Origin of the sequence: Mesobacillus foraminis (assembly GCF_004340465.1) — a bacterium.
Taxonomy (GTDB): Bacteria; Bacillota; Bacilli; order Bacillales; family Cytobacillaceae; genus Mesobacillus_B; species Mesobacillus_B foraminis.
This window is the reverse complement of the sequence record NZ_SLVV01000011.1, coordinates 226,898-246,993: the sequence shown is the minus strand read 5'-3', so window position 1 is coordinate 246,993 and position 20,096 is coordinate 226,898. Positions and strand designations below refer to the sequence as shown.

Sequence of the window (20,096 nt, the reverse complement as noted above, 5' to 3'; positions counted from 1 at the left end):
GAAGAACGCAGTGGCCTAGCGTTTCATATTAATCATAAATTTATAGCGGTCGGCCCGATAGACAGATTTAACGACTTCGAGCGGCACATCCCCTTCTAAGAAAGTGTTCCTTTGAATCAATAAGATAGGCGAGCCTTTTTTTATCTTTAAATGCAGTGCTTCGGCAGAGTCTGCGGAAGCTGCCTCGATTTGCTGGGATGCATGGCCGATCTTCAGCTTTAGATGTTCTTCGATATAGGCATAGAAAGAACGGCTGGCGATTTCTTCCGTCAAACCTTTAACAAGATTGGCAGATATATAGGTTGTTTCTAAAGCCATGGGGACATCGTCAGCCAGACGCACTCTCTTCATTTCGTAGACAGGCCCGTATTCCTGGATGGAAAGCTGCGAAGCAATCGCCTGACTGGCGGGGATAATGCTGAAGCTGATAAACTGGCTGGCGGGGGTTAATCCTCTTGCTTCCATATCTTCGGTAAAACTGGTCAAGCCGGTGAGAGGCTGCTCAATTTTCCTTTCCGCAACAAAAGTTCCTTTCCCCTGAAGCCTGTAAATATAACCGCTGTTTACCAGCTGTGTAATGGCTTGCCTGACCGTCATCCTGCTGATGTTATACATTTCCGCATACTCTCTTTCAGAAGGGAGAGCTTCACCTGGTTTAAGCTCTCCCTTTTCAATCCTGTCTTTTATTGCTTCTTCCAGTTGATAATAGATTGGAATCGGGGAGTTCTTATTGATCATGATAAAACGGCTCCTCTTTTAAGGGGTCTCTTTAGGAAATAAACTACACTTATTATAGCAAACATCCCGGAAGTCCTATGAGTAAAATCATTATTTTAACCCTGAGGCCGCTGCTTCATCTGCAATGATCGTTACATTGGGATGCCGCAATAAAACCGATGCCGGAAAGCTTTCATCCGGCTCGCTATTCATCAGTTTTGTAAAAGCATCTTTTTTAGCCTCTCCTGAGACAAGCAAAAGAATTTCCCTGCTTTTCATAATCGTTCCGATGCCCATTGTAATTGCATGAGACGGAACCTCTTCCATACTGTTGAAATAACGAGCATTTGCTTCCCTTGTCGATGAAGTCAGGGGGACGACATGAGTTTTTGACTGAAAAGAAGTGCCAGGCTCATTAAAGCCTATATGCCCATTTTTTCCGATTCCCAGAATTTGCAGATCGATTCCTCCATTTTCGGCAAGAAGCTTTTCATACCTTTCGCATTCTTCCTCGCTGTCGCCTGCATCGCCTTTTGGAATGTGGGTGTTGGCGGGTACAATATTAATGTGATCGAAAAGGTGATCCTTCATATAAAAACGGTAACTGTTTGGATGATTTCCCGAAAGTCCAATATATTCATCCAGATTGAAAGTGGTCACATCGCGATAAGATGTCCTGGAGTTCCGATGGTTCTCAATCAACTTTTTGTAAGTTCCCTCAGGGGTGCCGCCGGTGGCAAGACCCAATTTAATGAAGGGAAACCTCTGAACTTTTTCAGCAATATACTCTGCTGCTTTCCTGCTCATTTCCTGATAATCTTTTACAATCTTTATATTCATCTGGCGTTCTCTCCTGCCTTTCTATAAGCGATTTTCCCTTTACAAAGCGTAAGGTAAATATTGTGCTCTTCATCAAGGATGACGAGATCTCCATCTTTCCCGGGTGCAATGCTCCCTTTTCGGTCATACACATTCAGCTGCTTCGCCGGATTCCCCGAAGTCATTTCAATTGCTTCTTCCAGCCCGCAGCCTGTATACGCCATGATGTTCTTTACCCCATCGCCCAGCTTTAAAATACTCCCTGCCAGGGTCCCATCTCTAAGAACGGCTTTTCCATCCTCAACCGTTACATCCTGGCCGCCCAGATCATATACCCCATTCTTGAGGCATTTTGCCCGCATAGAATCTGTAATGAGGATTAACCCTTCAGACCCCTTCTGTTTGAAGGCTACCTTCACCGCTTCCGGCCTTGTATGGATACCGTCTACAATGATTTCCGCCATTAATTCATCCAGCAGGAAGGCTGCCCCGACTACTCCTGGCTCACGGTGATGGAACCCTCTCATCTGGTTATAAAGATGGGTTACCTGAGTTGCACCTGCTTCGGCTGCCTCCTTTACTTCCTCAAAAGAGGCATCGGAATGTCCGATCGAAGCAACAACTCCACTGTCGCGAAGATGCTTCACTAATTCCAGTCCCCCCGGGATTTCAGGCGCCAGGGTCACTAGCTTGATATTTTTTTGCGAGAGCTCCTGCCACTTATTAAATAAGTCCGTGTCTGGCTTCACCATATGCTCAACAGGCTGCGCCCCGGCCCTTTTTTCATTGACAAATGGGCCCTCCAGATGGACTCCAAGTATCTCCGCTTTTCCGGAGGCCTGCGAATGATTGATATATTCGGCCGCATTCTCCAGAGCCTTTTCGATTTCCGTTTTCCCTTGTGTGATCGTCGTTGCCAGGAAGCTGGTTGTTCCTTCGCAAGGGAGCGCTTTCGCCATTGTTTCAAGAGCTTCCGGAGTGGCATCCATCGTGTCGGCACCGGCAACTCCATGTATATGGACATCAATCAAGCCTGGTATCGCTTTATGAGCGGGTGGGATGTCAACTTCCAGATAGGTTTCGCCATTTCGAAGTTGAGCCATCTCCCCAAGTTCCACTATTTTTTCGCCTTCTATTTTAATAAACCCATTTTCAATAATCATATTCTCAGCATATATTTGGATGTTTTTGAGCAACATTCTAGTAGGGTTTTGGTTATTCATCCGTCTTTCCTCCCTTTTCAGTCGATTACATAATATCACCTACGAAGTACAGTTGTCTATACCAGTAGATTAACACAAATGCATTCCCTTCAGTAACGATTATAATTATAACATGCTCGTTTTTTAAAAAAATTACTAAATAAGTTTTGAAAATGGTATAGACAACTAAACATATAGCTGATAAGATTTGAAACTGTAGGTATACGCTTTCATCTTTTATAAAATTAGGAGTGATTATTATGCTTGGATTTCTGCAGCGAATTGGCAAAGCGTTAATGCTTCCCATAGCCGTACTGCCTGCAGCAGGCTTATTGCTGCGTTTTGGCCAGCCGGATTTATTGGATATCCCCTTTATTGCAAGTGCAGGTAATGCTGTTTTTGCCAACCTGGCCTTAATCTTTGCCATCGGAGTCGCCATTGGTTTTTCAAAGGACAGCAATGGTGCAGCTGCCTTATCCGGGGCCATTGGGTACCTGGTGTTGACAGAAGGGGCAAAGGCTTTAAATGAAGACATTAACATGGGGGTTCTCGGCGGGATTATCGCCGGAATTGTTGCAGGTTTATTATATAACCGTTTCCACAATATCAAGCTTCCGGAATGGCTGGGATTTTTCAGCGGCCGGCGTTTTGTCCCAATTGTAACTTCTTTGGCGATGGTCATCATCGCGTTTATTGCAGGCTTTGCCTGGCCGCCAATCCAGGAGGCAATTGACAGTTTAGGAAACTGGCTTATCGACCTCGGGGCGGTTGGCGCTGGTTTATTTGGCTTATTTAACCGGCTCCTGATTCCTTTAGGTTTGCATCATGTGCTAAACAGCCTATTCTGGTTTCAATTTGGAGAGTATGCTGGAAAGGCCGGGGATATCGCCCGTTTCTTTGCAGGCGACCCGACAGCCGGCGCTTATATGACTGGTTTCTTCCCAATTATGATGTTCGGCTTGCCTGCAGCTACACTTGCCATGATTGCTGCCGCTAAACCTGGCAGACGAAAAGCAGTGGCCGGCATGTTTTCCAGCCTTGCCCTTACCTCTTTCCTTACCGGGATCACGGAACCAATTGAATTTTCATTTATGTTCATCGCGCCGCTCTTGTATGGAGTCCATGCATTATTGACAGGCGTGTCAATGTGGATTACAACTGCCCTTGGAATCAGGGACGGGTTCACTTTTTCTGCAGGTGCCATGGATTACCTGCTGAACTTTGGGATTGCTGAAAAACCTCTGCTTCTTTTGCTCATAGGACTGATCTTTGGTGCTGTTTACTTTTTCATCTTTTATACAATGATCCGGGCTTTTAATATGAAGACACCCGGCCGTGAAGATGATGACCCTGAGGCAGCACAAGATGAAACAGCGGTAAAAGGAGAAAATAAATATTCCAGCATGGCTGCACAATTTATGAATGACCTTGGCGGAAAGGAAAATATTACAACCATCGACAACTGCGCGACCCGACTCCGTCTGCAAATCAAAGATATGGATAAAGTCGACGAAGGAGCCCTTAAAACACACGGTGCAAAGGGCATCATGAAAATGAGCAAAACGAATCTCCAGGTCATTGTTGGCACAGAGGTAGAATTTGTCGCAGACGAAATGAAAAAATTATAATTAAAACGAAAACCGGCTCATTTCTGGCCGGTTTTTTTTGTGTTCCCGTCTTCTTGACCGGACAATCCGGGAAGGCTGTCTGTCAGCTGTTCAGCCGCCCTTCGGTATAAATTGGAGATATTGGCAAGGGACAGAATCAGCATGACTTTTTTTAGGTCTGCGGAATAACCTTCTGCGTCGGAAAGCTCAGCATGAACAGCTCTTTCCATTTCCTCAACGTTTCTTTTAAAATCTTCAGCCCCCTTTTCATAAAGATGAAGATAACTCTTATAAAACTGCTCAAGATCAAAGTTTTCCTCGTCTGTTTTTTCATTGATCCCTCCCAGTATCGATTTGATGTCACCGATCGAGAGCGCCCCTTTTAGATGGTAGATTAATGAAATCAGAATGATGTGCTCCTTAGAGTATTTTTTATTTTTCACAGGAAAGAACAGCTTGCCTTTTGCATAATTATTGATCATTGTCTTCGTAAGGATTTTGTCGCCTTCCGATCGTTTCGTACCCTTGAACTTATTTTCAAACAGCTGAATCACTTGATCCATATATAAATCGATACCCGGAATATCCTCCAGCTGAATGTTCTGGTCCAATTCCAGTTTTGCTAAAAGCTCATCTAATTCGTTCATGTCCTGCCTCGCTTTTGTCCTTATTTTAGTCCATTATATCTTCATTCACACCAAAGGTAAACATTTGACTATGTGTCATTACGCGTATATAATAACACGTAGTATAAAAAACTACATTAAAGAGTTAAAGGAGTCGTTTTACATGATCCAGCGTATTCGTGAGCCCATTAATGGACTGACCCATTTATCAGGTGCTATTTTGGCCCTTATCGGATTGATCCTGATGATTTTAAAATCTGCGGTTGAATCCGCATCTCCTCTTGCGACAGGGGCAGTCGCCATTTTCGGAATCAGCATGATCCTTTTATACAGTGCCTCGGCGACTTATCATATGGTGATCGCAAGGGATGCGGTCATTGCATTTTTACGGCGCCTTGACCACTCGATGATCTATGTCTTAATCGCTGGTACGTACGCCCCTTTCTGCTTAATCAGCCTTAAAGGGCTTACGGGCTGGATATTATTCTCCATTGTCATGGCTGCCGCTATATCGGGTGTCGTATTTAAGATGGTCTGGTTTGAATGCCCCCGATGGATTTCAACTGCTCTTTATATTGCTATGGGGTGGCTGATTATCTTTGCTGCCGGCCCCCTTGCTAGCAGTGTGCCCGCCCCGGGTTTCTGGCTTTTGGTGGCCGGGGGGATTTTTTACACGGTTGGAGGCTTGATCTATGGATGTAAACCAAAATTCCTGAAAACCAAATATATGGGCTTCCATGAAATTTTTCATATTTTTATCATGCTCGGAAGCCTCGCCCATTTCCTGTGTGTTTACCTGTTTGTCATCTGATTCTTTTTATTATGGCCTCTATTTTTGAAGTAGGGGCTAAAGCGTTTTTCATCCCTTTTCCAATCCTCGCAAAAACATCGTCAGATATCATTCCAACAATGCTGACTTCCAGCAGCACTTCCAGTACTCTTATAAAAAATAACAAAAACCATTACTTGACCCAGCACTTCTTCCCAGCAAAAAAATATGATGGAAAAGGGTGGCAAGCAGAAATGAAAAACGGCAGGGAACTCCAATTGGCAGAAAGAATTATACAGCTCGACTTGTTGCGGGACGAATTATATGAGGAATTGCTGAAAACCTTTGGCAGCAGGACCCATGAATTCCTGAGGGCTGTGCAAAATCGGCCAAAATCTCCGACAGAAAGGAGTCCGCAGCCTCAAGCTTGACCAGATAAACAGCCTGTGAAGGTGTTCAGGAGGCTCCTTTCTGATGATGATGGGAGCCCTGTAAAAGTTCACCCCATTTACTGAATGAAGTTTTAATACTCTAGCAGAAAGGAGATGAAGGAAATGTCAAACCTTTTGCGCGAGGGCATTGAAAAAGCAAGGAAGCATTATATAGACAAAATTCTCAAGCTGAAACTGTACCAAAATTCCTCCTACGATATCTCCCACCTTTCCCTGACTGAACTTCAGGAGCTCTTCAAGAAAGAAACTTCACTCAATAAATAACCTACCAGTACAAAACCGCCAGGATTCATTCCCGGCGGTTTTGCATTTACGATTCACGTCATCCTTTATTTCCTTATGTTGAAGTGGGCATTGATCTGACCACGGATCATTTGGTTGCGCACTTGTTTTTGATTTCTTTCCTTTACTAGTTCCTTTTTAATTTCCGAGGTTTGAACTCCTTCTTCCCTTTTTTCGGCGATTTTCATTAAGGTTTCCACATCCGCAAACGAATATCTCCGGCTCCCCCCATTCCCGATCCGTTCTGGTGTAATTAACCCCCGTTCCTCATAATAGCGGATCTTTCTTAACGAAAGACCGGTCAGTTCACTGACAATTCCAATGGATATCACCTTTTTTTCTTTATAAGATGTCATTTTTCCCTCCTTGCTTCTTAGCTTTTTAGAGAAGCGATACCTGTAATGTGATTATCTAATATTTGGTACTTTTCACAACTTCCTTGGAAGAGTTTCTGACACTATTTTGTTTCAGATAATTTCCGAAGCACCGCAAAAGGAAATAACAGGAATTTAGTTTTAACTGAAAATTTACAATTTTTTATAGTCTAATCCAGCACTATGTGAGATAATTTAACGTAGATTGTAATATATATTAACAAATCAATAATGAGGTGATGATCGGTGTCAAAGGAGGCTTCCTACAAGGATAAGAAGGTAATTACCATTGGGATTGTGAGGGAACTCACCGGTTTAACAGAAAGGCAAATACGTTACTATGAAGAAAGGAAGCTCATTTTTCCGGAAAGAACAAACGGTGGGAGCAGAAAATATTCTTTCGCCGATATTGAGCTGCTGATGGATATTGCCGAGAAGATTGAAGACGGTGTTCAGACGTTCGAAATACGCCAGGAAATGATGAAGGAAAAGAAGGCCGCGGATGCAAAACTTCGCAAGAAGATGATCCAGGGCCAGCTGAACGCACAGTTTGGCATGAGGAGAATCTAGGATTGTTCAGCCGGATTATGCTCCAAGATTTCCTTCAGGCAGGTCTTTAGAATTTCATTTACGAAATCCACCAAAATCTATGTTAGGTTTTCTAACAAACTTATAGAATTCCACTCTGTACGATGCGAAAATACAATTACAAGTTAGAAACCAGAACAAAGAATTTGGAAGGGGCGAAATGATGGATACTTTATTTTTAATGAACAGTCTTTGGGTTATGATATCTGCGGTTCTAGTAATCTTAATGATTGGGGGCTTCATCCTGCTGGAGACCGGGTCCACAAGGATGAAAAACGCCGGCCATATTGCTGGCAAAACGATTCTTACCTTCGGAATTTCCTCCATTGTCTTCTGGGCAGTCGGATATGGGCTCATCTTTGGGGAAGGTAATTCATTAATTGGTTTATCAAACTTTTTCTATTCAGGTTATGATATAGAGGGTTTATCACTCTCTGGAGCAGTATTTTTCTTATTCCAGACAGCATTCGCAGGCATTTCGATCACGATTGCCTTCGGCGGATTTGCTGAAAGAGCAAAAATGTCTGTTTATCTAGTATTCTCGGTTTTATTTTCCGTATTGATCTACCCGCCTATTGCCCACTGGATCTGGGGCGGAGGCTGGCTGGCTGAACATGGAAAGCAGGACTTTGCCGGTTCAACAGTTGTTCACTTGACTGGAGCGATGGCTGCACTGGCAGCTACGATTCTTCTAAAGCCCAGGATTGGGAAATACAATAAAGATGGCTCCGCCAATAATCTTTATGGTCATAACCAGGTTTACACCGCACTAAGTGTCCTGCTTTTATGGGTTGGCTGGTTCGGTTTCAATGCAGGCAGCACAGTAGCTGTTGACGATGGATTCTTTGGATTTGTAGCAGTGAACACGAATTTGGCCGCAGCAGCAGGTACCATCGCTGCGATGATTATTTCCTGGGTTGTAATGGGGAAAGCGGATGTTTCCATGATGCTGAACGGTGCTCTGGCAGGATTGGTTGCCATCACTGCCTCCTGTGCCTTCGTTGATGTATGGGCATCGGTGGTAATCGGATTCATCGCTGGCATTCTCGTATTCTACAGCATTCGTTTCTTTGAGGCCCGTAAAATTGACGATCCAATCTTTGCCTTGTCCGTCCACGGTGCTGCAGGAGTCTGGGGAACCTTATCCACTGGTTTCTTTGCAACACCGGAACTTGCTTCTGTTGGGAAGCCTGGTCTCTTCTACGGCGGCGGTTTTGAACAGCTCGGTGTTCAGGCACTGGGAGTTGTAGCTTGCGGAGCATTTGCATTCATCGTATCATTCGTTGTTTTAGCCATAATGAAAGCGTCCATGAAAGGACTGCGCGTCACGGAGGAAGAAGAAATCATGGGTCTTGATATCAGTGAGCATGGATCTTATGGATATCCTGAGCTGCTTCAATCCGAGATGAATCCGACTGCTGACAAGTCAATTAAGGCCGGAACTGTACCGGCCGACAGCAAGCCGGTCAATGCTTAACTATTAAGCGGGATTAAATAAAAGAGATTTCCCCTTGGACGTTCTGTTCAAGGGGAAATGCTATTTACACACGGGGAGTGAGTCAGCATGGCAAGTCTCGTCACATATGAACAAATAAGGAAATCCCGGGACCGGGAGATTCGCCATGTTTCGTCCAGCGCAGCAAGCTTAAATCTGTTCCACGACCAAATCATCAGACAAACGGTTGCTGCGGCGCTCGACCGGATCAAGGAGGAATCAGGGCCTCCCCCATCACCGTTTTCTTTCTTTGTAATGGGGAGCGCCGGCCGCCGGGAACAAGGCATCTGGAGCGACCAGGATCATGGCATCATTTACGAAGGAGGTCCGGTACAAACAAAGCACTATTTTCTAAAGCTGGGAAATGAGATTTCAGAAGGGCTTTTACAGACAGGGTATAAAAAGTGCGAGGGAAACGTAATGGCAAGCAACCCGATGTGGTGCCGTTCTCTGGAGGAATGGGAAAAGCAGCTGAAAGAATGGGTTTTGGATGCTTCCTGGGAATCAATCCGCTATCTGCTCACCTTCCTTGATGGCAGGACCCTGCATGGTGAATCTTCCTTTATCACCCGACTAAAGCTTAGGGCCTATGAGACGATTCATCAGGGCAAGCTGATCGTCCGCATCCTCCAAAACACGATGCATGTCCGGAAAGGGGTTGGCGTACTTGGCCAATTCCTCGTCGAGACACATGGGCCCTATACGGGAATGCTTAATATCAAGGATACTGCGTTATTTCCGTATGTAAATGGCGCAAGGCTTTTGGCAATTCATGAAAAAATCCTCGAAACGTCCACCATTCAAAGGCTGGAAGAGCTGCCTGATTCACTTCTGCCTCGCCGGGAACGGGATAAACTTAGAGACAGCTTTATCAATCTGCAAAACTATCGATTGCTATTCAGCAATCACAGTGACTATGAATCTGGGCATTATCTGGCAGTGGACAGATTAACCAAACAGCAGAGAAAAGTTTTGAAAGAAGGGCTGAGGGACGGCATCCATCTTTATGAGTATGTAAGGAAACTGGTTGAAAAGGAAGATCGCGATGGGCGTGAATGATTTTATTCGATTTTTTAGGGGAATGGGCGGCAGGATTGGTTCGAATGTGCTCGCTGGGGTTCATGGACAGACAAACCCGCAGAGCATTTCATTTTTACGCCAGCTCGAAAAGGAAGTCAGGCAAAAGAGTGATCTGGACTGCCCGCTCGACAAGCTGGAAGTGGTTGTTTTTGACATCGAAACAACGGGGTTCCATCCGGAAAGAGGGGACCGGATCATTTCAATTGGTGCAGTGAAAATGAAAGGCAGCAGCTTGATCGAGCAGGAAACCTTCTATTCTCTTATCCGCTCGGATTCCCCCCTGCCTCCAACTATTTCTGAGCTGACCGGGATTGAAGACAGCCAGCTTTCGGTTGCCCCGGATATTGCCGATGTCCTTATAAGGTTCTTTAAGTTCGCCTCCAGCTCTATCCTTATCGCCCATCATGCCAAGCATGAACTGGATTTTATGCAAAAAGCCACCTGGGAGCATACCCGTACCAAATTCAATCACAGGATTATCGACACTTCCTTTTTAACAAGGCTTTTTGATCCTTCAGCAGAGTCACTGCCCCTGGAAATTATATGCGAGGATTGCGGGGTGAACATTGAAAACCGCCACAATGCCCTTGGGGACGCCTTAATGACAGCCAAGGTCTGGGGTATATACCTTGAAAGAGCCCAGGCAGCAGGCTTCAAAACCCTCCAGGAAGTATACGCCCACCTCGCCACCTTAAGATAGGATCTTATTTTATTCATTCGGCGAAGCGGCAGTGCATCACACCACCAACGCGTGCCTGACCCCCCTTTAATTAACTAAAGGGGGTCAGGCACTCTATTTTTGAATTTGATTTCTCATGAAGTGGATGGTCTGGCGCAGTCCGTCTTTGTAGGGGGTTCTCGGCAGTGGTCCGATTGCTGTCTCATACTTTTCTCCATCCAATACGACCGGTTCTTCGTTTAGGTAATACATTTCCACAGCTTCCCTCATGTTTCTGTCGAAAAGGCCAAGAAGTCTGATCATGCTTTTTGAAACGGTATATACTCTTTTTTTGCAGGGGGTGATTTCACGGATTTCCTTAATAAGCTCCTCCCCGGTTATCACGCTGTGTCCCGGAATATTCCAATTCTGCCCATATGTCCGATCATTCATGGCCAGGTTCACAATGGCTTTTCCTCCATCCGGGGTAAAAATGAATTCCCTCGGGGTCTGCTGGTTCCCAACATAGAGGGCGTTCTTGTTTTTGACCATACTTGAAAGAGTGTAGTGAAGGATCGAATTCTCTACATTTGGCCCGTAGAAATCAGGAAAGTGGGCAATGACGGCATCTACTTCGGATTTTTTAATAAAGTTCTCAATTTCCAGGCGAATTCTTCCTTTTTTTGTATGGGGATTTTTTGGAAAGGTTTCTTTTACTTTGTTCCCGCTGCTTCGCCCATAGGCATAGATGTTTTCAACAATGGCAAGCTTCGCTGATTGACTCTGGGCTGCTGAGACGATGTTCTCCATGAGCCTGCCAAGGTTCCCCTCCCACTCGGCGTAAGGAATATTGGCTGCCTGGAATATCACATCCACTCCTTTTGCAGCCATTTGGATATCCTCCATAACCGACAGATCCCCCGTCCTGATTTGAACATTTGGAAAATCATTAAAAAGCCTATCTAATTTAGGCCGGTTCCGCGCAAAAGCGATGACCTCCATCCCCCTGTACGACAATTCCCTGACAATGGAATACCCCATTCCGCCAGAGGCACCCAAAACCAGTGCCTTTTTCATCCTGATTCCCCCTTTATCATTCGTTAGTCTGAAGCTTTAAATTAATTGACCACTGTTCAATAGTGGCTAAAAAATTAGCGGATCGACCTTAAAAGAAAATCCGCATGTGCCGCCGCCATGCCCTGAACATCTTCATATGAGGTAACATGACGGCTGTAGTGCGTCACAAACCCGTGCAGCGAAATAAAGATGGACCATATATCCTGGATGGAAAGCTTACGTTCGCTTAATAAGGAAAGTGCCCGGGCAAATTTCTCATAACTTCTATTTGGGCTCTGGCTGAGAAAATTTCTTACTTCCTCATCCTTGGTCAAAAACATGATTTCATAATGGTTTTGATGGGTCAGGCCAAATTGCATGAAGCCAATCAAAACCTCCCTTATCTTTTCCTTTGGTTCTATTTCTTTCTCCAGGATTTCATCGAGGATCTGATCCAGCATTTTAAAATGCTCCTCGACAAGGGCATAAAATAGTTCTGCCTTATTTTTAAAATGATAGTAGATAGCCCCATGACTATATTCCAGTTCCTTGGCTATCTGCCTCATTGATACGTGCTGATAGCCTTTGTTTACGAACAGGGTTCTTGCAGCATCCATAATCATATCACGTGTCAGTTCTTGTTGGACCGATTTCCTTGGCAATGTTCTTCCTCCTATTGACCACTGTTCAATTAAATATTATTACATTTAATTCCAGTTGTCAAACACGAGACTTTATCGAAAATCAAATCCTTAAACAAAACCAGTATATCGCTTATAGATAATTTCTTATATTGACAGGGACACTGCCTGATTCTTTTTTCAATATTAATCCCAGGCTCCTTCGTTCAAAATAAAAATAAAAACCCAGAAAGGAATTGCTTCATCCTTTTTGGGCTGCCAGTTCTATGTGGTATTAAATTAATCTGCCTTCTATTTTTTCATCAGCTTTTGAATTGTTACAAGCAGTTCATCGACCACTTCATGGTCACCTTCCTGAATCCGTTCGACAATGCATGTCTTCATATGCCCTTCCAGCAGCAATTTTGCGACACTGTTCAATGCAGCCTGAGTTGCGGAGATTTGGGTAATGACATCATCACAATAAGTATCTTTTTCAATAAGTCCCTTTATTCCCCTGATTTGGCCTTCAATCCGGTTGAGCCGGGTAACTAAGTTTTTCTTTGTTTTATCAGAATGGTGGCTTTTTCTGCCGGATGACGCGCAGTGATCACCTTGTTCAATATTTTCTAAATCGGTATCGAGGATATCCAAATTAAAACCTCCTTTCCCTACATTTTATAATACCCCCATAACGTACTCAACTACTCATTTGGCTATGGAGGTGCCTTTATCATTTCCGCCTTATATGGATTGATCAAAACCATTTCAATATGGATCTTTTATTTAATCAATACAAGCTGGAACATCCTGGCGCGTTTTTCGGATGAAATCATGTCCTGAAACTGGTTTCTTTCCGTCCTTCTCATCAACCCTTCAAAGAAACATTTCTTCGGTTCCCTGCAATCAGGTATAATCGCAGACACCTTGTTTCTCTATTGGATTTCAACGACAAACGGAAAAGTCCGGACCTTTCCACCCTGTTTGAACTCCGCCCAGACCTTATAAATCCCTGCCTGATTAAAAGTGGTTTCAAAGACAGGCTGGTTATGATTGAGAGGATGAACATGAAGGTAATTCTCCGCCGTTTCATCGAGTATTACGACATGGCCTGCAGCCCCAAGATAAGGTTCAAGCTTCCCGTCACCCAGATCAAATGTGAGAGTCACCGGTTCTCCCGGATGAAAGGAACTCATCTTCAGCATTGCTTTCTGTCCGTCGACTGTCTTTTCTAAAACACGATCCGGCTTAAGCGGCTTCTGGTGTTCGTGATGGCTGGCTTCATCCCCGGATTGAAAAGAAATCGGGGAAACCTGGTAAGCTAGTTCTTCCGGCTTGATATCAACGAACGCTTTAAAGCTGCCTTCAGGAAGGTCCTTATCGATTTGGAATTGTCCCCCTCCCAGCTCTTCCGGGTGAAGATGGTAGTATTGATCGAGTTCTTCATTCACCACGATTAAGTGCAGGAGTTTTTCATGGTTGACCTTTAATTTTGAGACAGGATTCCCGTCAAGGTCTCGCAGCTCAATTTCAATCTTTCCATCGGTATAGGAAAGAGAAGGGATGACCTCACTATGGACATGCTCGGTATTTGCCTTATGGCTATGGCTTTGATTCTTTCCTTCATTGGACTCATGGCTGTCGGAATGCTGTCCGCTTTTATGTTCATTTTCGCCTGTGGCAGAGATTTCTTTATCACTTGCGTTAAACTGGTCAAATATCTGGTAAGCTCCAATTACGGCAGCTAAGTAGATAATCGCTGCTATCGCCCACTTTTTCATGCCCTGACCTCCTTTACAATTTCACTCTCTGAAGGCGCAAGGCATTCAGGACAACCGAAACAGAACTGAACGCCATTGCTGCGCCGGCAAGCCATGGTGCAAGAAATCCTAAGGCCGCAACCGGGATTCCGAGTGTATTATAGGCAAACGCCCAAAACAGATTTTGTTTGATATTCCTTATGGTTTTTTTACTCATAAGGATAGCGTCGGCTATGCTGTTCAGATCACCGCGCATCAGCGTGATGTCAGCGGCTTCCATCGCCACATCCGTACCGGTCCCAATCGCCATGCCGATATCAGCAACTGCCAATGCCGGAGCGTCATTGATGCCGTCCCCGACCATAGCAACATGCTTCCCTTGCATCTGGAGCTTCTTCACTTCTTCCGCTTTGCCTTCCGGGAGGACTTCTGCGATGGCGCGATCAACCCCAACTTCTGCCGCAATTGCCTCTGCGGTGCGCTGATTGTCACCAGTCATCATGATGACCTCGAGCCCCATATCCTTAAGACGTCTGATAGCAGCCTTTGAAGACTCCTTGACCGTATCGGCTACAGCGACAATTCCGGAATAAACGCCATCCACAGCTACCAGCATCGCTGTTTTTCCGTCCTTTTCGAGAGCTTCCATTTTTTCAGCAGCAGATGCAATGTCAATTCCAGACTGATTCATCAGCTTTCTTGTGCCTACCATGATGTTTCTGCCACCTGAAGCCGCCTTGACTCCATATCCCGGGATTGCTTCAAAATCATCCGGGTCTGAAAGAGATATGCCGCGGTCTTTAATACCTTGCACAATGGCTTCTGCTAAAGGATGCTCAGATTGTTTCTCCACAGAGCCCACTAAGGATAACAGCTGCTCTTCCGTTATGTTTCCTTCTGCAATGACGTCGGTTAATACGGGTTTTCCATTCGTAACCGTACCGGTTTTATCAAGGACTACAGTTGTAATCCTGTGTGTCAGTTCGAGATGCTCCCCGCCTTTGAACAAAACTCCTAATTCAGCAGCCCTGCCGGAGCCCGCCATAATGGATGTTGGCGTTGCAAGGCCAAGAGCACAAGGGCAGGCTATGACGAGCACTGCAATGAATTTCTCGAGTGCTTCTGCAAACTCGCCAGGACTTACGAATAAAAACCAGACCAAAAAAGTAATGATGGCAATCCCGACAACGACTGGAACAAAGACTCCTGAAATCTGATCGGCAAGCCTCTGAATTGGCGCTTTGGACCCTTGGGCCTCCTCCACCACCTTAATGATCTGCGCAAGTGCCGTATCCCTTCCAACCTTCCGGGCCCTGATTTTTAAGGAGCCGTTTTTATTAATAGTGGCACCGATGACCATATCGCCTGCAGTTTTATCGACAGGAACACTTTCGCCTGTCAGCATGGATTCATCCACTGCGGACCTTCCTTCAATGACTTCCCCATCGACCGGGACCTTTTCACCAGGCTTTATTACCAGCACATCCCCGACAGCGACCTGCTCCAACGGTATCTCCTCTTCATTCCCGTCCCTTAGGACTGTGGCCGTTTTCGCCTGTAAACCCATCAGTTTTTTTATTGCTTCAGAGGAGCGGCCTTTGGCTCTTGCTTCGAACAGCTTTCCTAACAGAATTAAAGTAATGAGCACAGCACTCGTTTCAAAATACAGTTCCACCATATGCGCACCTGAACCAATTGAAAGAAAAGCTAAATATACACTGTAAAAATAAGCAGCCGATGTTCCGAGGGCCACAAGGACGTCCATATTGGCACTTTTGTTCTTGAGCGCTTTATAGGCACCAATATAGAATTGTTTCCCGACAATAAATTGGACAGGTGTGGCAAGAGCCATTTGAACCCAAGGATTCATAAAGGCTTCCGGAAGATAAAGGAATGAAGTAAATTCAAAATGATTCACCATTGCCCAAAGCAGCGGAAAGGATAGGATCAGCGAGAAAATAAATTTTCCTTTCTGTTTTTCAATCGCCCTTTCACGGTGGTCGCTCCCTTCAGATACCTGGTCCTGCTTAACCTTTGCTTCATAGCCCAGGTTTTCCACCTTGCTGATCATGTCCTGAACAGTCAGCTGTGACGGATTATATTCAATATTTGCTGTTTCCAGAGCTAAATTTACTGTGGCCTTTGAGACGCCCTCCAGTTTGTTGAGCCCTTTTTCAATCCTTGTAGCACAGGCAGCACAGGTCATTCCCATGAGATCCAGTTCAGCTTTTTCAGTTGCAATGCTGTATCCCAGATCGTTAATTTTATTTTCAATATCTAAAACCGTGGTACTATCAGGATTGTAAATGACGGTAGCCTTTTCCAGTGCGAGATTGACAGTAGCTTGATCGACACCTTCCAATTTATTAAGGCTTTTTTCAATTCGGGAAGAACAAGCAGCACAGGTCATCCCCGAAATCGGTAATTGCACTTCCTTTGTTTGTCCAGCCATGAGTGAACCTCCTTAATTATAAAATACATCCATAGGGTATACTCAATACTCTTATAGTATACCCCTGTATAGTATATGTCAAGGCGTATTATCCGCTTTTTTCCAAAGTCAAATGAATGAAAATGGTGACTAGCAAGGGCCCTCTTCTCATCCAGGAGATGAAAACAATGCGGACGGTGCCTGACCCTCTTTAGTGGACTAAAGGGGGTCAGGCACCGTTTTTTTGTCTTTGTGATTTACATCACAAACATGGTGTTTTAGATGTGTTACATTGTGAATGAGAAAACTTTTCAATTACAAAATCACTATAGCTAGTATAAAAATAGAAATTTTCCCTAAAACCGCTTCCTATTTTCAAAAGAAAGAAGGAGAAATTCAAGATGAGTGAAATCATTAATAATCGTGAATTGGTCCAGGAGCAAAAATCCCGCCGACAGGAAATCCTGAAGGAAATTATCAAAGAACTGCACAGCGGCAAAAGTGTCGATCATGTAAAAGCACAATTCGAAGAGGCTGTTGGCAATATTACCGTCGCAGAAATTTCCCAGCTTGAACAGGCTCTGATGGAGGAGGAAGGAATCCCGGTCTCGGAGGTCCAGCGCTTATGCTCCGTCCATACAGCCATTTTTAAAGGGTCGATCGAAGAGATTCATACTTCCGATAAGCCTGAGGATCAGCCAGGCCACCCTGTTCATACTTTCAAGCTTGAAAATAAAGAAATTGATATGCTCGTCAACTTCAAACTGCAGCTGCATCTCGAGCACTTCGAAAAAGAAGACACCGAAGAAAATATTTATAAATTAATAGAAGATTTAAACCTGTTGATGGATATCGACAAGCATTATACACGCAAGGAAAATCTGCTTTTCCCTTACCTCGAGAAATACGGCATCCTTGGTCCTACACAAGTAATGTGGGGTGTAGATGATGGAATTCGCGCAGCGATCAAAGGAGCAAAAGAAAAACTGACCAGCTATGATGGGGATAAAAAAGCCGTAAGTGCTGCCCTGTATTTTGTAATCAAGGAAACGAGCGATATGATTTTCAAAGAGGAAAACATCCTGTTCCCCATGGCTTTGCAGACATTAACAGAGGATGAATGGATTAAAATTGCCCATGATGGCAGTGATATCGGCTATTGTCTTGCAAACCCCGCTGGAGTCTGGAAGCCGGAGCGTGCTGAAATCAAAGCAGATGCCATGGCAGAAGGATTCATCAGACTGGAGACAGGAATTTTATCATTACAACAGCTGGAATTAATGCTCAACCATTTGCCGGTTGACATTACCTTCATCGATCAGGACGATGTGGTCCGATATTTCTCCCACGGGAAAGAAAGAATCTTCCACCGGACAAAAGCGGTCATCGGCAGGACCGTTCAAAACTGTCATCCCCCAAAGAGCGTCCACGTTGTGGAGGACCTGCTTCATGATTTCAAAGCGGGAGTCAAGGACGTCGAGGATTTCTACATCAAGTTCCGTGACAAGTATGTATACATCCGGTACTTTGCTGTCCGGGATGGGAATGGAGTGTATATGGGAACGCTGGAATTCACCCAGAATATCGAACCGATTCAGGCCATCCAGGGAGAGAAAAGGATTTTATCATGACAGGCTCCCTGCCGTACAGTTTTAAAAATAATGGATGAGGTGAGGAATGATGAGCAAGGAATTAATTGACCGTATCTATGAAGTCTTGGAGAATGTAATCGATCCCGAATTGGGCATCGACATTGTCAATCTTGGCCTTGTCTATGATGTAGTTGTAGATGAAGAAAAGAACGTGCAGATCAATATGACCATGACGTCCATGGGCTGCCCCATGGCCCCGCAAATCATGACAGATGCCAATATGAAGCTCGCGGCCAACATCAAAGAACTTAAAGAAATTAAAATTGATATCGTCTGGAGCCCTGCCTGGACAAAAGACAGAATGTCCCGTTTTGCCAAAATCGCCCTCGGTGTCCATGCCTAGATGAAACGGTGCCTGACCCCCTTTAGCACACTAAAGGGGGTCAGGCACGCGCACTTGCTTTAACACGTTAAATTGCCATTCTTGCTAACAGTGCCTTGACAAACTGCCGGCATCGTTCGTGGTCCTTGTCCTGGGGAGTCAATTCTATTTTCAGGGTAGCCGCCAGGTTGGTATGCACAAAGAGCATATCCCGAAACTCATCCACCGCGCCGCAGAAATAAGGATAAAAACGATCCCCTGTACCAGCTGCTCCTGTAATAAGATGCTTGACCTCATGTTGTTCAAAGGCTTCATAGACTTGTTTCATTTCTTTCGGAATCTCTCCGCTGCCCCATGTATAGGTGGCAACCACCGCAAAATCCAGATCAGCCAGCCCTTCAGCCCGAAATTCCCTGGCATTGTACAAATCAGGCTCGACCCCGAAATCCCGAAAGCAGCTTTGAAGAATGCCAGCCAAATCCAGCGTGTTTCCTGTTGAGGAAGCATAGATGATGGCGGCTTTCAGCGATTTATAGTTCATCGAATCCGTTCGACTGCGTGACCTTTGAATAGGTCCGCGATTTTTGCTCGAAGAAATCCGATTTTGTATCATTGATCATTTCGTCGCTGAATACATAGATCCATGGCATCGGATTGTCCCTTTCCACATAGAGGTTTTGCAGACCCAGCTGACGGAGTCTTTTATTCGCCAGATATTCCACATAATCACCGAATTCGTCAATATCGATTCCATCAATATTTTCGAAAACAATTCCAGCCCATTCCTTTTCCAGTTTCACAGCCTCGCCGATTGTCTCGTACACATACTGTATATTCTCTTCTGTATTCAGCTCCGGATTCTCAGCAAGAAGAATGCGGATAAACTGAGAGATGAAATAAGCATGCTGCATTTCATCCCGCTGAATATAGCTGATCATGGTACTGGTCTTGAGCATTTTCTGCTGTCGCGCCAGATGGTAAAAGAATGCAAAACCCGCATAAAAGTAGATGCCCTCAAGATTAATCGAGTTGACAGCCAGCCTGAAAAGATTTAAAGGAGACGGATTTTGGCGAAATTCCTCATATGCATTCAGAATCAGCTGATTCCGTTTGCGCACCACCGGGTCAATTTTAGCCTGATTGAATCGTTCATTCTGCTCACGAAGCGGGATCAGAGAACTCAAAATATAGGAATACGATTCGTTATGGACTGCTTCCTGCTGGGAAATTACCGCAAAGATTGCTTTAAAGCTCGAATCGGTCACATAATCCATCACCTGGCTCATGGTTGGTGTCTGCAGGCTGTCCAGGCAGGCAAGCTGAGTGTTTATTCGCAGGAAAACATCCTGCTCGACAGGACTTAGCAGGTCCCATTGTTTAATATCATCCTGCATGTTGATTTCCTGGGCCTTCCAAAAGTTCGAAAGCAGGGCCTGGTATAAATCATACATCTGCGGATAGGCGATATCATTCCAGTTTAATAGTCCTGACGATGCCCCGTTAATAATTCCAGTTGATTTATTGGGAGAATCCGGATTCAGCAATTTAATTTTTTTTAAAGGTGTATTCATTTCCATGTTGCTCCT

At 44.8% G+C, this 20,096-nt stretch carries 23 protein-coding genes; 10 read left to right on the top strand and 13 right to left on the bottom strand.

Going from position 1 to position 20,096, the window contains the following annotated elements:
• Positions 1–15 precede the first annotated feature (15 nt).
• The 3 genes from EV146_RS20630 to nagA all read right to left on the bottom strand — a co-directional run bounded on the left by EV146_RS20630 (position 16) and on the right by nagA (position 2,759).
• Positions 16–738 carry a GntR family transcriptional regulator gene (locus tag EV146_RS20630; protein ID WP_121609908.1) on the bottom strand — a complete coding sequence of 241 codons (723 nt, stop codon included), beginning with the start codon at positions 736–738 and terminating at the stop codon, positions 16–18.
• 90 nt (positions 739–828) lie between these two features.
• Positions 829–1,557, bottom strand: coding sequence for a glucosamine-6-phosphate deaminase (gene nagB / locus EV146_RS20625; protein WP_132010275.1), 729 nt, complete (start codon positions 1,555–1,557; stop codon positions 829–831).
• On the bottom strand, positions 1,554–2,759 hold the full coding sequence (nagA, locus tag EV146_RS20620) for an N-acetylglucosamine-6-phosphate deacetylase (RefSeq protein ID WP_132010273.1): 1,206 nt from the start codon (positions 2,757–2,759) through the stop codon (positions 1,554–1,556). The genes nagB and nagA overlap by 4 nt, the downstream gene beginning before the upstream one ends.
• Positions 2,760–2,998: 239 nt before the next feature.
• On the opposite strand from nagA, the gene nagE reads away from it, so the two are divergent.
• Positions 2,999–4,366 (top strand): N-acetylglucosamine-specific PTS transporter subunit IIBC, encoded by a 1,368-nt coding sequence (gene nagE, locus EV146_RS20615; protein ID WP_132010271.1) that lies wholly within the window; start codon positions 2,999–3,001, stop codon positions 4,364–4,366.
• A gap of 17 nt (positions 4,367–4,383) precedes the next feature.
• Here the strand turns inward: nagE and EV146_RS20610 are convergent, their stop codons facing one another.
• Positions 4,384–4,992, bottom strand: coding sequence for a DUF1836 domain-containing protein (locus EV146_RS20610; protein WP_132010269.1), 609 nt, complete (start codon positions 4,990–4,992; stop codon positions 4,384–4,386).
• 142 nt (positions 4,993–5,134) lie between these two features.
• Between EV146_RS20610 and trhA the strand changes: the two genes are divergently transcribed.
• Positions 5,135–5,782 (top strand): PAQR family membrane homeostasis protein TrhA, encoded by a 648-nt coding sequence (gene trhA / locus EV146_RS20605; protein WP_132010267.1) that lies wholly within the window; start codon positions 5,135–5,137, stop codon positions 5,780–5,782.
• On the opposite strand, the gene EV146_RS27675 is transcribed toward trhA, so the two are convergent.
• Positions 5,775–5,927 carry a hypothetical protein gene (locus EV146_RS27675; RefSeq protein ID WP_199232698.1) on the bottom strand — a complete coding sequence of 51 codons (153 nt, stop codon included), beginning with the start codon at positions 5,925–5,927 and terminating at the stop codon, positions 5,775–5,777. The two genes, trhA and EV146_RS27675, sit on opposite strands and share 8 nt — an antisense overlap.
• Before the next feature lie 67 nt (positions 5,928–5,994).
• Here EV146_RS27675 and EV146_RS27670 point away from each other — a divergent pair, with 67 nt between their 5' ends.
• Both EV146_RS27670 and EV146_RS27195 read left to right on the top strand, forming a co-directional pair.
• Positions 5,995–6,171 (top strand): hypothetical protein, encoded by a 177-nt coding sequence (locus tag EV146_RS27670; protein ID WP_162990130.1) that lies wholly within the window; start codon positions 5,995–5,997, stop codon positions 6,169–6,171.
• Between the two features lie 123 nt (positions 6,172–6,294).
• Positions 6,295–6,456 carry a hypothetical protein gene (locus tag EV146_RS27195; protein WP_158287158.1) on the top strand — a complete coding sequence of 54 codons (162 nt, stop codon included), beginning with the start codon at positions 6,295–6,297 and terminating at the stop codon, positions 6,454–6,456.
• Between the two features lie 65 nt (positions 6,457–6,521).
• Here EV146_RS27195 and EV146_RS20600 read toward each other — a convergent pair whose 3' ends face one another.
• Positions 6,522–6,830, bottom strand: coding sequence for a MerR family transcriptional regulator (locus tag EV146_RS20600; RefSeq protein ID WP_132010265.1), 309 nt, complete (start codon positions 6,828–6,830; stop codon positions 6,522–6,524).
• 264 nt (positions 6,831–7,094) lie between these two features.
• Here EV146_RS20600 and EV146_RS20595 point away from each other — a divergent pair, with 264 nt between their 5' ends.
• The 4 genes from EV146_RS20595 to EV146_RS20580 all read left to right on the top strand — a co-directional run bounded on the left by EV146_RS20595 (position 7,095) and on the right by EV146_RS20580 (position 10,711).
• Positions 7,095–7,418, top strand: a complete 324-nt coding sequence (locus tag EV146_RS20595) for a MerR family transcriptional regulator (protein WP_121609915.1) — start codon at positions 7,095–7,097, stop codon at positions 7,416–7,418.
• Positions 7,419–7,599: 181 nt separating this feature from the next.
• Complete coding sequence (locus EV146_RS20590; protein ID WP_132010362.1) at positions 7,600–8,913, top strand: ammonium transporter; 1,314 nt, start codon at positions 7,600–7,602, stop codon at positions 8,911–8,913.
• Between the two features lie 87 nt (positions 8,914–9,000).
• Complete coding sequence (locus EV146_RS20585) at positions 9,001–9,990, top strand: DUF294 nucleotidyltransferase-like domain-containing protein (protein ID WP_132010263.1); 990 nt, start codon at positions 9,001–9,003, stop codon at positions 9,988–9,990.
• A complete protein-coding gene (locus tag EV146_RS20580; protein WP_132010261.1) occupies positions 9,977–10,711 on the top strand; it encodes an exonuclease domain-containing protein in 735 nt (244 codons plus the stop codon). Before EV146_RS20585 ends, EV146_RS20580 begins: the two co-directional genes overlap by 14 nt.
• A 93-nt stretch (positions 10,712–10,804) precedes the next feature.
• Here EV146_RS20580 and EV146_RS20575 read toward each other — a convergent pair whose 3' ends face one another.
• From EV146_RS20575 to EV146_RS20555, 5 genes are all read right to left on the bottom strand, one after another.
• Positions 10,805–11,746: an NAD(P)H-binding protein gene (locus tag EV146_RS20575; protein WP_132010259.1), complete on the bottom strand. Its 942-nt coding sequence runs from the start codon at positions 11,744–11,746 to the stop codon at positions 10,805–10,807.
• A 74-nt stretch (positions 11,747–11,820) separates the two neighbouring features.
• Complete coding sequence (locus EV146_RS20570) at positions 11,821–12,348, bottom strand: TetR/AcrR family transcriptional regulator (protein ID WP_132010360.1); 528 nt, start codon at positions 12,346–12,348, stop codon at positions 11,821–11,823.
• 309 nt (positions 12,349–12,657) lie between these two features.
• Positions 12,658–12,993 (bottom strand): metal-sensitive transcriptional regulator, encoded by a 336-nt coding sequence (locus EV146_RS20565; RefSeq protein WP_121613780.1) that lies wholly within the window; start codon positions 12,991–12,993, stop codon positions 12,658–12,660.
• Between the two features lie 287 nt (positions 12,994–13,280).
• Positions 13,281–14,126 (bottom strand): hypothetical protein, encoded by an 846-nt coding sequence (locus tag EV146_RS20560; protein ID WP_132010257.1) that lies wholly within the window; start codon positions 14,124–14,126, stop codon positions 13,281–13,283.
• Between the two features lie 13 nt (positions 14,127–14,139).
• Entirely contained in the window at positions 14,140–16,557 is a 2,418-nt protein-coding gene (locus EV146_RS20555) for a heavy metal translocating P-type ATPase (RefSeq protein ID WP_132010255.1), read from the bottom strand.
• A 380-nt stretch (positions 16,558–16,937) separates the two neighbouring features.
• Here EV146_RS20555 and EV146_RS20550 point away from each other — a divergent pair, with 380 nt between their 5' ends.
• Positions 16,938–18,167, top strand: coding sequence for a DUF438 domain-containing protein (locus tag EV146_RS20550; RefSeq protein ID WP_132010252.1), 1,230 nt, complete (start codon positions 16,938–16,940; stop codon positions 18,165–18,167).
• 46 nt (positions 18,168–18,213) lie between these two features.
• Complete coding sequence (locus tag EV146_RS20545; protein ID WP_373566086.1) at positions 18,214–18,531, top strand: metal-sulfur cluster assembly factor; 318 nt, start codon at positions 18,214–18,216, stop codon at positions 18,529–18,531.
• A gap of 67 nt (positions 18,532–18,598) precedes the next feature.
• Here EV146_RS20545 and EV146_RS20540 read toward each other — a convergent pair whose 3' ends face one another.
• Positions 18,599–19,051 carry a flavodoxin domain-containing protein gene (locus tag EV146_RS20540; protein WP_241993990.1) on the bottom strand — a complete coding sequence of 151 codons (453 nt, stop codon included), beginning with the start codon at positions 19,049–19,051 and terminating at the stop codon, positions 18,599–18,601.
• A complete protein-coding gene (locus tag EV146_RS20535; RefSeq protein WP_132010250.1) occupies positions 19,041–20,087 on the bottom strand; it encodes a ribonucleotide-diphosphate reductase subunit beta in 1,047 nt (348 codons plus the stop codon). The genes EV146_RS20540 and EV146_RS20535 overlap by 11 nt, the downstream gene beginning before the upstream one ends.
• Positions 20,088–20,096 lie beyond the last annotated feature (9 nt).